This window comes from Ketogulonicigenium robustum (assembly GCF_002117445.1).
Lineage (GTDB): Bacteria > Pseudomonadota > Alphaproteobacteria > Rhodobacterales > Rhodobacteraceae > Ketogulonicigenium > Ketogulonicigenium robustum.
Genome location: NZ_CP019938.1, coordinates 195,273 through 208,180 on the forward strand (window position 1 = coordinate 195,273; position 12,908 = coordinate 208,180).

The window sequence follows — 12,908 nt, forward strand, 5'->3', positions numbered from 1 at the left end:
AATGAGAAAAACACTCACCGCGCTGGCCCTTGCGCTGACGGCCATGGGCTTTGCCGCACCGGCGATGGCCGAAGGCAAGCTGACGATTTCCTCGCCGCAAGACCCGGGCAACTGGGACCCGATCGACACGTTTCTGGTGAACTGGTCGTCGGTCGCCACCAACCTCTTCGAGGGCCTGACCTACCGCGGCCCCGACATGGTGCTGGTCCCCGGCCTTGCCACCGCATGGGACGTCGCCGAAGACGGTAAAACCATCCGCTTCACCCTGCGCGAGGGCGTGAAGTTCCACAATGGCGAGCCCTTCAACGCCGCCGCCGTCAAATTCACCTTCGACCGCCTGCTGGGCGAGGTTGGCGCCGCTGGGCCGCAACGCTCGAACTACATGGTGATCGACAGTGTCGAAGTGATCGACGACTATACCGTCGACTTCCACCTGAACGCCGCCGACCCTGTGCTGCTGACCAAACTGGCCGGCTACGGCGCGATGATCATTCCGCCGCAATACTACGCCGAAGTCGGCGACGAGGCCTTTAACAACGCCCCCGTCGGCACCGGCCCGTTCAAGATGACATCGTACGAGCCGCGCATCGGCGTAAAACTGGAAGCCAACCCCGACTATTGGGGCGGCGCGCCGCGCCTGTCGGAAATCGACTACCGCTTCATCACCGAACCCGCGACCGCCGTCGCCGAACTGCAAGCCGGCAACGTCGATCTGGTCATTCCCCCGACCATTCCGATCGGCATGATCCCCACGATCGAGGCAAACAACAACCTCTCGATCGTCAGCACCCCCGGCCCGACAGTCTACGCCCTGCGCTTCAACACACGTGACGGCATCACCGCCGACGAACGTGTGCGCCGCGCGCTGATCATGGCGGTCGACCGTCAAACCATCGTCGATGCGATCCTCGGCGGCCAAGCCACTACCATCGCCTCGTTCCAAGGGCCGGCTTCGTTTGGCTTTGACGGCGATCTGGCCGAAATCCCCTTCGATCCCGCTGGCGCGCAAGCCCTGCTGGCCGAAGCTGGCGTCCAACCGGGCGCTTCGGTGCAAATTGACGTGCGCGGCAACGATGCGACCTTCAACGAAGTGGCGCAGGCTGTTTCGGCCTACCTTGCAGGTGTTGGTATCAACGCCACCATCCAACCGTATGAAACCAACGTGCTGCTGAACGACATCATCCCGCAGGGTAAAACCGGCGCGATGTTCCAGCAAAGCTGGGGCGGCTGGACGTTCGACTACGACAACACCGCTTACTCGATGTATCACTCGGGCGAAAAGTGGAACCCCTATGACGTCGACCCCGAACTCGACGCCATGCTGGAAGAACAGCGCCCGCTGACCGACACCCTGCGCCGAGAGGAATTGCTGCAATCCATCGCTCGCTATGCGGCCGATCGTGCACTGGAGATGCCGCTTTATAACCTGAACGCCATTTACGCGATCAACAACCGCGTCAAAGGCTTCGTCCCCGCCCCCGACAGCCGCCTGAAGCTGAACGAAGTCTGGGTCGAATAACCTTCACCAACAACCGGCCTGTCCCCCTTGGGGGCAGGCCACATCTGAATAGCTGGAACGGGCGGTATGGCCGGATTTCTTTTTAAACGACTGCTGCAATCGGCCTTCGTCATCGTTGTGGTGACGCTGCTGGTCGCCTTTGCAGTCCGCCTGTCGGGCGACCCCGCGCTGATGATCGCATCAGGCGCCACCAATATCACCGAGGCAGATCTGGCCCGCATCCGCGAGGGTCTCGGCCTGAACCAGCCGTTCCTCACTCAATACCTGCAAACCCTGTCGGGTCTGTTCACCTGGGACTTCGGCCGCAGCTTCATGGGCGGCACGCCCGTGGCAACCTTGATCAAAACCGCGCTGCCTGCCACGCTGGCACTGGCCTTTACGGCCATGGCCGTCTCGATTGCGCTGTCGATCCCGCTGGGCATCCGCGCGGCCGTGCGCCGCGGCAAATGGGAAGACCAGACAATCCGCGTCGTCTCGCTGATCGGGCTGTCATTTCCCAACTTCTGGCTGGCGACCATGATGGTGCTGCTGTTCTCGATCACGCTGCACTTGCTACCGCCCAGCGGCATGAACGGCCCGCTGTCGTTCGTCATGCCCGCGCTGACGATGGGCGTCATCCTGACCGCAACCAACGTCCGCCTTGTGCGCACCTCGATGCTGGAAGTGCTGAACGCACAATACATTACCGTCGCCCGCGCCAAAGGGCTGAGTGAGAACAAAGTCCTCTATAAACACGCGCTGCGCAACTGCGCCATCCCACTGATCACCTATATGGGCGTGCAATTCGGCGGCCTGCTGGGCGGCATCGTCGTGGTCGAGCGCGTCTTCAACTGGCCCGGCATGGGCACACTGGCCTTCGACGCCGTCGCATCGCGCGACTACCCCGTGCTGCAATCGGTCATCATGGTTCTGTCGACCATGATCGTCGCCGTGAACCTATTGGTCGACATCGCCTACGGCCTGATCGACCCCCGCATCCGCACGGAGTAAGCATGACAACCCAGACCAAATCACGCTTTCTCAGCCTCGAGCTCATCCTCGGCGCGGGCCTCACGCTGATCATCGGCGGCGCCGTGCTGTTATCGGGGTGGATCTTCCCCGATGTCGGCAAAATTGACCTTATGGCACGGCTTGTGGCCCCGTTTACACGCATGGATCACATCTTCGGCACCGATCCGCTCGGCCGCGACGTGCTGGCCCGCGTGGTGGCTGGCGGACGCATCTCACTGCTGGTCGGCTTTACCTCGGTGCTCGGCTCGGTCGTCCTTGGGGTGATCCTCGGGCTGGTCGCGGGCTACTATCGCGGCATCTGGGATGTCATCGTGATGCGCTTTGCCGATGTGCAACTGGCGCTACCGTTCATCTTGCTGGCCATTACCGTCATCGCGGTCATCGGCGGCAGCCTGACGAATACCATCATCCTGCTGATCGTATCGCAATGGGTGCAATACGCCCGCGTGGTGCGCGCACAGGTGCTGGCGCTGCGCGAACGTGAATTCGTGCTGGCCGCCCGCGCCATCGGCGTGAAAAACCGCAACATCATCTTCAGCCACATCCTGCCCAACCTGATGGGCCCCGTCGTCGTGCTGATGACGCTGAACGTGGCAAACAACATCTTGCTGGAAAGCAGCCTGACCTTCCTCGGCCTTGGCGTCGACCCCACCATCCCCAGCTGGGGTGGCATGCTGGCCGATGGCCGCACCTACCTGCAATCGGCATGGTGGGTCAGCGTCTTCCCCGGCCTCGCCATCTTGCTGACGGTGCTGGGCCTGAACCTGCTGGGCGACTGGCTGCGCGACCACCTCGACCCCACTGGAAGAACCACCCGATGACCCAGATCTACAGCGCATCCCCCGCCCGCACGTTGGACCAACTGACCGCCGCGCTTGCGCAGTCTAAACCCGCCAGCGTCGCCATCTGGACATTCGACGACCGCCCCGCCCGCCAGGCGGCCGAGGCCGCCCTTGCCGCCCTCGGCATCGCCGCCAAAGTCCGCTCGGCCTACAAGCCCCTCGTCCACTTCTTCCTCGAGGACGCGCGCCCCGGCTTTACCGCCGCCGCCATCACATACCCCGTCCACCCCGGCGCGGTCGCCAACCGCTTCTTGCTGGAAAGCTACCCGCTGGGCGCGCTGCTGCCCGTGCAGCCAACCTTCGCCCCCGGCACGGCAGATCTGCACTACGATGTCACGCTGACCTACCCCGAAGGCCCCGAAACCCACCGCGTCTTTGCGCCCAACCGCGAACACATCGACCACGTGGGCGAAACGCTGCTGTCCCCCTGCGGCTGGGTCGACGACGCCCCGTACGAGACCGACTACGAACAGATCTTCACCGGCCTGATCGCCAGCATCAAAGCCTACCCGTGGCCGCAGGCAGAACCCTATTTCGACCAGCTGGTAATCGACGTCACCCTGCCCGCCGCTGACGAACCCCTGCCCTATGATGACGAAGTCATCAGCCTGACCGAGGCGATGCACGAGGAAATTTACTTCTCGCTACTCGAGGTGTTCCAGCGCCACTCGGGCCGCCCCTTGGGGGACCGCCACCTGCAACCGGGACAAATCGTCCCTGTGGTGCGCACCGGCGTAGCGCCCAGCATCAACGTCACGCTGCAACCTCTGACCACCGTCGACCGCGCTGGCGCGCCCCAACCGCTGGAAACCGCCGCAGCCGCGCTGCCCGTCGCCCAAGTCCGCGACACGCTGGCGGCCCTTGGCGGCACGCCCTTCACCGCACAAACCCGCTCGGGGCGCACGGTCGATGCCAGCTATGTCGCGGGCGCGGGCTACCCCGTGATGATCTCGGCCGGCCAGCACGCCAACGAGACGACCGGCATCGTCGGCGCCCTGCGCGCCGCAAACCGCCTGCGCGCGGCGGGTGGCAGCTTCACGATCTCGCCCCTTGAAAACCCTGACGGCTATGCCCTGCACGGGCTGCTGTGCGCCGATAACCCGCGCCACATGCACCACGCCGCGCGCTACACCGCGCTGGGGGACGATCTGGAATACCGCGAAAACCCCGAAACCTATTACGAAAAAGCCATCCGGATCGAGGCTGAAAACCGCAGCGGCGCACTGCTGCACGTCAACCTGCACGGCTACCCCGCGCATGAATGGACGCGCCCGCTCTCGGGCTACGTCCCGCGCAACTTCGCCATGTGGACGGTGCCAAAGGGGTTCTTCCTCGTGTTGCGCCACCACCCCGCCTTTGCCGATACCGCGCGCAAGCTGATCGACGCCGTCACGCGCGATCTTGGCGACGTGCCCGGCCTGACGGACTATAACCGCCGCCAAATCGCCCTCTACGAACTGCACGCCGGCGAGACGGGGTTCGAGATGATCAACGGCTTCCCGTGCTACGTCCACAGCGACGATCGCCACCGCGTGCCGCTCACGCTGATCACCGAATACCCCGACGAAACCGTCTACGGCGATGCATTCATCGCGGGCCATACGGCACAAATGCAAACCGTGCTGTCAGCGCATGCCGCATGGCAACGCCTCGCGCCCTCGCTGCCGCTTAGCTAGCGGCAGCCGACAGGCGCGAAAACGACGCCAGAACCGATCGCTCGGATCGGACAAGATACTGATCCAACCGGCGCGCGGCCTCCTCGGACTGGCCGCGCTGCATCAAGCCGACCAACTCGTCGTTCATGGGAATAAAGGGCGCATGCATCACCTCGGGCTCCTCCAGCAAACCGAACGCCAAGCGCAGCTCGGCGGCGATGTTGCCGTAAAAGGCGCCCAAACGCGGGCTGTCGGCCAGCTCGACAATCGCGGCATGAAAATCCATGTTCGCGCTGCCCACACCCACCCAATCGCGCGCGGCGCGCAAATCTTTGGCATGCTGCACGGCATCGGCCATCCGCCCCACCGCAGGGTGCTGGGCGTACCCCGTGCGCAGCGCGGCACATTCAATCACGCGGCGCACACGGTAAATATCGATGATCGAAGCCGCCGTAGGAACCGACACAAACACACCGCGGTTCGCCTCGTGGCGCAGCAACCCGTCCTTGGTCAGCAAACGAAACGCCTCGCGCAGCGTATTGCGCGAGACGCACAACCGCTCGGCCAAGCCCGCCTCGGACAACTTCTGCCCGGGTCGCAACGCGCCATGCGTCAGCAACGCGCGAATATCATGCGCGACCTTTTCGGCAAGGGTCGTAACAGCCTGCATCAATACCATCCACTGCACCTATCGCCCCGATGTGGCACAGACCACAGCGATAGGCCACAGGCGTTTGCCGCACAATAAGGGACCGACATGGATCTGAACAGCGATATGGGCGAAGGCTTCGGCGCATGGACGCTGGGTGACGATGCGGCAATGCTGCAGATCGTCACCTCGGCCAATATCGCCTGCGGCTTTCACGCGGGCGACCCCATCGGCATCTTGCAAACGCTGCGCACGGCGGCCGCGCAGGGCGTGGCGGTGGGCGCGCATGTCGGCTACCGCGATCTGGCGGGCTTCGGCCGCCGCCCGATAGACATCCCCGCGCCCGATCTGACCGCCGATGTCATCTACCAACTGGGCGCGCTGGCGGGGCTGGCGCAAGCGGCGGGCACGCGCGTGCGCTACGTCAAACCGCACGGCGCACTTTATAACACCATCGCCGAAGGGGGCCCGCAGGCCGATGCCGTTATCGCTGCCATCCGCGCCTATGACCCCGCGCTGCCGCTGATGGCGCTGGCGGGCGCCCCGATCGTCGCGCTGGCCCGCGCCGCCGGCCTCACCGTCATCTGCGAGGCCTTCGCCGACCGCGCCTACACCCCCGAGGGGCGGCTGCTATCGCGTCGCCTGCCCGGCGCCGTGCTGCACGATCCCGCCCAGATCGCCGCCCGCATGCTGCACTTTGCACAGCACGGCACTATCAGCGCAATCGACGGCACCGAGGTGCCCATCGCCGCGCAATCCATCTGCGTCCATGGCGACAGCCCCGATGCGGTCGCTATGGCCCGCACCATCCGCGCCCTGTTCGACCAAAACGCCATCCCCCTACAGCCCGCTACCGCATGACACCGCATATCCTCCCCGTCGGTGCCGACGCCATCTTGGTGCAGCTCGACAGCCTCGACGAAACTCTGGCGCTGTTCGCCGCCCTGCGGCGCGCGCCCATCGCCGGCGTCACCCAACTGCTGCCCGCCGCGCAAACCATCCTCGTCACCTTTGACCGCACCCGCACCACCGCCGCGCAGATCGCGGGTATCATCAGCCAGCGCGATACGACCGCGACCTTCCAAACACAGGGCCGCGACATCGAAATCCCCGTCACCTACGACGGCCAAGACCTCGCCGAAGTCGCCGCCCTCACCAGTCTGACGGTTGCCGAAGTCATCACCCGCCACACCGCTACCCCGTGGCGCGTGGCGTTCAACGGCTTTGCCCCGGGGTTTTCCTACCTCTGCGGCGGCGATCCCGCGCTGACGGTGCCGCGCCGCACCACCCCCCGCACGGCCATTCCGGCAGGGGCGGTCGCGCTGGCGGGCCAATTCGCCGGCGTCTACCCCAAAGCCAGCCCCGGCGGCTGGCAAATCATCGGCACCACGCAGCTGCCGATGTTCGACCTGACCCGCACCCCCGCCGCGCTGCTGCGCCCGGGCGACCGCGTGCATTTCGTCCAGCGCCCATACACCCGCCCCGCGCCGCCCGCCCCCACCCCTGAACCCGTGGCCACCACGGGCATGCATATTACCGCCACCCCGCTGCCGCTACTGCTGCAAGATCTGGGCCGCGCGGGCCTGATCGACCAAGGCATCGGCCCCTCGGGCGCGGCCGACGCGGGCGCGCTGCGGGCGCTGAACCATATGCTCGGCAACCCCGCCAGCACCCCCGCGCTCGAGGTGCTGGGCGGCGGCACCCGCCTGTCATTCGACGGCCCCTGCGTGATCGGCGTCACCGGCGCAACCCGCACCGTCACTGTCAACGGCGCGCCCGTGCCCTCGCACCACCCCATCGCGATTGACGCAGGCGACACCGTCGAACTTCTGCCACCGGACAGCGGCCTTTATGGCTACATCGGGGTGCGCGGCGGCTTTCGCGTGCCCAGCGTCCTTGGCAGCGCCGCAACCGATACGCTCGCGCAAATCGGCCCCGCTCCGATCACCGCACCCCATTGCCTCGCGCTGGCGCAGGCCCATGCCGCGCCTGTCGCCTTCATCACGCCGCCCGCCCTGCCGCGCAGCGGCACCGTAACCGAAATCGACATCATCATGGGCCCGCGCGACGACTGGTTCCCCCCCGAAACGGTGGCCCGACTGACCACCCAAATCTGGGACGTCACCCCCCAGTCCAGCCGCGTCGGCAAACGTCTGCACGCCGACCACCCGCTGACGCGCCCCGACACCCGCGAACTGCCCAGCGAGGGGGCCACCAAAGGCGCTATCCAAGTGCCCCACAGCGGCGAGCCCGTCCTCTTCCTCGCCGACCATCCGCTGACGGGCGGCTACCCCGTCATCGCGGTCGTCGCCCCCCACCACCTCGACCTTGCCGCGCAGCTGCCTCCCGGCGCGCAGGTCCGCTTCCGCCCTACCCCCCCTACGAAAGACGCGACCACACCATGAAAAACGTCCTGATCGCCAACCGCGGCGAAATCGCCCTGCGCATCGTCAGGGCCTGCCACGACACCGGCCTCAACGCCATCGCCGTCTACGCCGACCCCGACGCCGACGCGCTTTTCGTGCGCCATGCCGATGCCGCCTATGCGCTGCCGGGCACCACGCCCGCGCAAACTTACCTGAACATCCCCGCCCTGCTGGCGATCGCCAAACGCGCAGGTGCCGATGCCGTTCACCCGGGCTATGGCTTCCTGTCCGAAAACGCCGACTTCGCCCGCGCGGTCGAGGCGGCTGGCATGGTCTGGATCGGCCCGCCCCCCGCCGCCATCACCCAACTGGGCGACAAAATCGCCGCCCGCCAGATTGCCACATCGGTCGGCGCGCCGCTGGTGCCCGGCACCGACGGCCCTGTCGCAACTGGTGACGACATCCGTGCCTTCGTCCGCGACCACGGCCTGCCCATCGCCATCAAGGCCGCAGCGGGCGGCGGCGGGCGCGGCATGCGCATCGTACGCGACGCCTCCGAAATCGACGACATGTTCGCCGCCGCCACCAGCGAGGCGACCACCGCCTTCGGCAACGGCGCCTGCTACGTCGAACGCTTCCTCGACCGCCCCCGCCACGTCGAGGCGCAGGTCATCGCCGACACCCACGGCAATGTCGTGGTCGTGGGCCTGCGCGACTGCTCGCTGCAGCGGCGCAACCAAAAACTGATCGAGGAAGCCCCCGCCCCCTTCCTGCCCCCCGCCATCGAAACCCGCATCGCCACCGCCGCACGCGACATCTGCAAAGCCGCTGGCTACCGCGGCGCGGGCACGGTCGAATTCCTGCTGGGCGCCGACGGCCTCGTCAGCTTCCTCGAGGTGAATACCCGCCTGCAGGTCGAACACCCCGTGACCGAGGAAACCACCGGCCTCGACCTAGTCGCCGAACAGTTCCGCATCGCGCAGGGCCTGCCGCTGTCGATCACCGACACCCCCGCGCCCACCGGCCACGCCATCGAATTCCGCATCAACGCCGAAGACCCGGGCCGCGGCTTCCTGCCCACCCCCGGCCCGATCACGCGGTTCGACACCCCCGCAGGCCCCGGCATCCGCCTCGATAGCGGCGTGGCGGCGGGCGACAGCGTCGCGGGCGCGTTTGACTCGCTGATGGCCAAGCTGATCGTCACCGGCCCCACGCGTGACATCGCCCTCGCCCGCGCGCGCCGCGCCCTCGCCGAATTCCATATCGAGGGCGTCGCCTCCGTCCTGCCCTTCGCCCGCGCCGTGCTGAACGCGCCCGACTTCAACGGCAGCGCGCCCTTCGCTGTGCACACCCGCTGGATCGAAACCGACTTCGCCGACGACCTTGCCAGCGCGCTGCGCGTCACCCCAGCCGACAAGGCCGTGGTGCGCGGCCGCATCGAAATCGACGGCCAACAGCACGACATCGCCATCGGCCCCGACCTGCTGTCCCGCATCGCGGCCAAAATCGGCACATCCCCCGCACCCGCCACCACAGCCGCGCCCGCCGAACAGCCTGCGCCCCCCGCCAACACCATCACGGCCCCAATGGCCGGCACCCTTGCGCGCTGGATTGTCGCCGACGGCACGGCAGTCGCGGCGGGCACCCCCGTCGCCATCATCGAAGCCATGAAGATGGAGGTGGAAATCACCGCCCCCACCGCCGGCCGCCTGCACCAGCAGGCCGCACAAGGCCAGCCGCTCGCGCAGGGCCAGCCCATCGGCACCTTGCAATAACACGCCGCCGCCCCTCGGGGCGGCGCGCACGCCCTCGCGCGAATTTGATCCAAAATTTGAAAATCGCTTGGCCTTGTGATAGCGTGGTCTTTACCCCCAACGGCCCGATGCCCCGCGCGTCACCCAAAACGGCCGCCAAAAACCACGCTATAACAATAGAAGGACGAGGGTTTGCCAGATAACGATCGTACCCCGATTGACCCCCAAACGCCCGAAGAAGCGGTCCCCGCACCCGAAGGCGCGACAGAAATCATCGAGACCGATTACGAAATTGGCCAAGACAACATAAACTTCCGTCGTCGCTTCGTGTTCGAACTCGACATCCATAATATCGTCTTCTGCGTCTCAGCGCTGGGAATCGTCGCCTTCACGCTGATCACCCTGATGTTCCAAAACGCGCTCGGTCCGGTCTTCGGCAACCTGCGCGACTTCCTGACGAATAACCTCGATTGGTTCTTCATCATCGCCGGCAATATCTTCGTGCTGCTCTGCCTCGCGCTGATCGTGCTGCCCTTGGGCAAAGTGCGCCTCGGCGGGCCGGATGCCACCCCCGATTACAACTACGTCTCGTGGTTCTCGATGCTGTTCGCCGCCGGCATGGGCATCGGGCTGATGTTCTACGGCGTCGCGGAACCGCTCGGCAACTTTACCGCTGCCTTCGCCGGCCCAACCTTCGGCCCCGATGGCGCGCGGACCGACTGGGCCCCCCTGAACGGCTACGCGGGCGATGCCGAAGGCGCGCGCCGCCTTGCCATGGCCGCCACTATCTTCCACTGGGCCATCCACCCATGGGCAATCTACGCGGTCGTCGCGCTCGCCCTCGCCCTATTCGCGTTCAACAAAGGGCTGCCGCTGACGCTACGGTCGATCTTCTACCCCATTTTCGGCGAACGCATCTGGGGCTGGCCGGGCCATCTCGTCGACATCCTTGCCGTCTTCGCCACCATGTTTGGCTTGGCCACGTCGCTCGGTATCGGCGCACAGCAAGCAAATGCCGGCCTCGAATTCCTGTTCGGCTGGCAGTCCGGCACCGGCTCGATGATCGTGCTGATCATCGTCATCACCGCCATCGCCACCGCCTCGGTCGTCTCGGGGATGGACAAGGGCGTTAAGCGGCTGTCCGAACTGAACATGCTGCTGGCGCTGCTGCTGCTGCTGTTCGTCATTCTGGCAGGCCCGACGCTGCAAATCGTCACCGGCTTCTTCAAAAACCTGCTGGCCTATGTCGAATACCTGCCCGCGCTGTCGAACCCCATCGGCCGCACCGACGATAACTTCCGCCACGGCTGGACGGCCTTCTACTGGGCCTGGTGGATCAGCTGGTCGCCCTTCGTCGGCATGTTCATCGCCCGCGTCAGCCGCGGCCGCACCGTGCGCGAGTTTCTGATCGCCGTCCTACTCATCCCCTCGCTGGTCTCGACCATCTGGATGACCGCCCTCGGCGGCACCGCAATCAGCCAAGTCGTCACCCAAGGCTTGACCACGGTGCAAGACGCCGCGCTGGAACTGCAACTGTTCGAAATGCTGGGGCACCTGCCGCTTCCGGCCATCTCCTCGCTGGTTGGCATCATCCTTGTGGTGGTGTTCTTCATCACCTCGTCGGACTCGGGCTCGCTGGTGATCGACACCATCAGCGCGGGCGGCAAAGTGAACGCCCCCATCCCCCAACGCGTGTTCTGGGCCACGTTCGAGGGTGCCGTCGCCATCGCGCTGCTACTGGGCGGCGGGCTGACCGCGCTGCAAGCCATGGCGGTCTCGACCGGCTTCCCCTTCGCTATCGTTCTGCTGGGGGCCTGCTACGCGCTAGTCAAAGGGCTGATGGCGGAACCCCGCTGACAACCCGTCTTGCCCGCCCTAGCGGCGGGCAAGACCCCCAAAACCCTAGCTTTCCCCAAAAATCCCCCCTACCATCCTCTTACAACAAAGAAAGACCACACCGCCCGCCTAAGATCGACCGCAGCAGAGGAGCCGTACATGGCGTACGTCACGTTTTCCAAAGCCACAGATCCGAACCCGACCGAAACCCCTTTCCCCGACGAAGACCGCATCACCGCCGAAATCGTCGCCCACATGGCCGCCAACCAGCGCGCCGCCGCCGAACGCCACCGCCATGCCCACCGCGATGCACACGCCAAAAGCCACGCGGTGCTGAAAGGCCACCTCAGCGTTCTGCCGGGCCTCGCGCCCGCCTTTGCCCAAGGCATCTTCGGCACGCAGCGCGACTACGACATCCTCGCCCGCATCTCGGCCGCCCCCGGCGACATCCACAGCGACGACGTCGCCGCCCCGCAGGGGTTCGCCCTCAAAATCCTCGGCGTTGATGGCGACCGCCTGCTGCCCGACATCGGCGGCGCGAACCAAGACATCCTGATGGTGAACATCCCCGTCCTCGCCTTTGGCGATGTCGGCAAATACCAGAAAATGCTCGGCCCGCTCGAGGCTAAGGCCCGCGCCCCCGACAGCCTGCAACGCGCAGGATCAGCCGCCGCACGCGCCGCCGCGGGCGTGATCGACGCGTTGGGCGGCACCCCAAATGCCACGCTGCAAGGCCTCGCGCTGGCCCGCGTGCACGCTTTGGGCGAAACATTCCACAGCCAAGGCGCGGTGCGCTACGGCGATTACATCGCGAAATTCTCGCTCGCGCCCGAGGGGCCAACCGCGACCCTAACCGGCCAACCCATCGGCGACGGCTACTCGGCCATGCGCGACGCGGTGGGCGAATGGTGCCGCGCGCAGCCCACAACCTACCTGCTGCACGCCCAACTGTGCACCGATGCCGCCGCCATGCCGGTCGAGGACGCCGCCGTCCTATGGGACCCTGCCGCCTCGCCCCATGTGCCCATCGCGCGGCTGCATTTCCCCCCGCAAGACCCCTACACCCCCGGCCGTCAGGTCGCAGGCGACGACATGCTGTCGTTCAACCCATGGAACGGCATCACCGCGCACCAACCGCTAGGGTCCATCATGCGCGTGCGCAAACACGCCTACGACAGCTCGTCCCGCCAGCGGCACACCCTGAACGCCCGCCCCCGGCACGAGCCACAATCCCTCGCCGATATCGCCGACTGAACCGCCCTTTGCACCCACCCCG

The 12,908-nt window shown here is 66.1% G+C and carries 10 protein-coding genes; 9 read left to right on the forward strand and 1 reads right to left on the reverse strand.

Going from position 1 to position 12,908, the window contains the following annotated elements:
- Position 1 precedes the first annotated feature (1 nt).
- The 4 genes from BVG79_RS13065 (at position 2) to BVG79_RS13080 (ending at position 5,048) form a co-directional block, all read left to right on the forward strand.
- A complete protein-coding gene (locus BVG79_RS13065) occupies positions 2 to 1,519 on the forward strand; it encodes an ABC transporter substrate-binding protein (RefSeq protein WP_085787592.1) in 1,518 nt (505 codons plus the stop codon).
- A 66-nt stretch (positions 1,520 to 1,585) separates the two neighbouring features.
- A complete protein-coding gene (locus BVG79_RS13070) occupies positions 1,586 to 2,509 on the forward strand; it encodes an ABC transporter permease (protein WP_085787552.1) in 924 nt (307 codons plus the stop codon).
- 2 nt (positions 2,510 to 2,511) lie between these two features.
- A complete protein-coding gene (locus BVG79_RS13075; protein ID WP_085787553.1) occupies positions 2,512 to 3,351 on the forward strand; it encodes an ABC transporter permease in 840 nt (279 codons plus the stop codon).
- Positions 3,348 to 5,048: a M14 family metallopeptidase gene (locus BVG79_RS13080; protein WP_085787554.1), complete on the forward strand. Its 1,701-nt coding sequence runs from the start codon at positions 3,348 to 3,350 to the stop codon at positions 5,046 to 5,048. Before BVG79_RS13075 ends, BVG79_RS13080 begins: the two co-directional genes overlap by 4 nt.
- Here the strand turns inward: BVG79_RS13080 and BVG79_RS13085 are convergent.
- Complete coding sequence (locus BVG79_RS13085) at positions 5,041 to 5,706, reverse strand: GntR family transcriptional regulator (RefSeq protein WP_085787555.1); 666 nt, start codon at positions 5,704 to 5,706, stop codon at positions 5,041 to 5,043. The genes BVG79_RS13080 and BVG79_RS13085 overlap by 8 nt on opposite strands.
- Before the next feature lie 78 nt (positions 5,707 to 5,784).
- Here BVG79_RS13085 and BVG79_RS13090 point away from each other — a divergent pair, with 78 nt between their 5' ends.
- From BVG79_RS13090 to BVG79_RS13110, 5 genes are all read left to right on the forward strand, one after another.
- Complete coding sequence (locus tag BVG79_RS13090) at positions 5,785 to 6,537, forward strand: LamB/YcsF family protein (protein WP_085787556.1); 753 nt, start codon at positions 5,785 to 5,787, stop codon at positions 6,535 to 6,537.
- Entirely contained in the window at positions 6,534 to 8,081 is a 1,548-nt protein-coding gene (locus BVG79_RS13095) for a 5-oxoprolinase subunit B/C family protein (protein ID WP_085787557.1), read from the forward strand. Before BVG79_RS13090 ends, BVG79_RS13095 begins: the two co-directional genes overlap by 4 nt.
- On the forward strand, positions 8,078 to 9,817 hold the full coding sequence (locus tag BVG79_RS13100; RefSeq protein ID WP_085787558.1) for an acetyl/propionyl/methylcrotonyl-CoA carboxylase subunit alpha: 1,740 nt from the start codon (positions 8,078 to 8,080) through the stop codon (positions 9,815 to 9,817). Before BVG79_RS13095 ends, BVG79_RS13100 begins: the two co-directional genes overlap by 4 nt.
- Positions 9,818 to 9,988: 171 nt before the next feature.
- Entirely contained in the window at positions 9,989 to 11,653 is a 1,665-nt protein-coding gene (locus BVG79_RS13105; RefSeq protein WP_085787559.1) for a BCCT family transporter, read from the forward strand.
- Between the two features lie 138 nt (positions 11,654 to 11,791).
- Entirely contained in the window at positions 11,792 to 12,886 is a 1,095-nt protein-coding gene (locus BVG79_RS13110; RefSeq protein WP_085787560.1) for a catalase family protein, read from the forward strand.
- Positions 12,887 to 12,908 lie beyond the last annotated feature (22 nt).

Coding starts and splice junctions, on each gene's coding strand:
- BVG79_RS13065 (WP_085787592.1), top strand. CDS start 2: ATGAGAAAAACACTCACCGCGCTGGCCCTTGCGCTGACGGCCATGGGC.
- BVG79_RS13070 (WP_085787552.1), top strand. CDS start 1,586: ATGGCCGGATTTCTTTTTAAACGACTGCTGCAATCGGCCTTCGTCATC.
- BVG79_RS13075 (WP_085787553.1), top strand. CDS start 2,512: ATGACAACCCAGACCAAATCACGCTTTCTCAGCCTCGAGCTCATCCTC.
- BVG79_RS13080 (WP_085787554.1), top strand. CDS start 3,348: ATGACCCAGATCTACAGCGCATCCCCCGCCCGCACGTTGGACCAACTG.
- BVG79_RS13085 (WP_085787555.1), bottom strand. CDS start 5,706: ATGGTATTGATGCAGGCTGTTACGACCCTTGCCGAAAAGGTCGCGCAT.
- BVG79_RS13090 (WP_085787556.1), top strand. CDS start 5,785: ATGGATCTGAACAGCGATATGGGCGAAGGCTTCGGCGCATGGACGCTG.
- BVG79_RS13095 (WP_085787557.1), top strand. CDS start 6,534: ATGACACCGCATATCCTCCCCGTCGGTGCCGACGCCATCTTGGTGCAG.
- BVG79_RS13100 (WP_085787558.1), top strand. CDS start 8,078: ATGAAAAACGTCCTGATCGCCAACCGCGGCGAAATCGCCCTGCGCATC.
- BVG79_RS13110 (WP_085787560.1), top strand. CDS start 11,792: ATGGCGTACGTCACGTTTTCCAAAGCCACAGATCCGAACCCGACCGAA.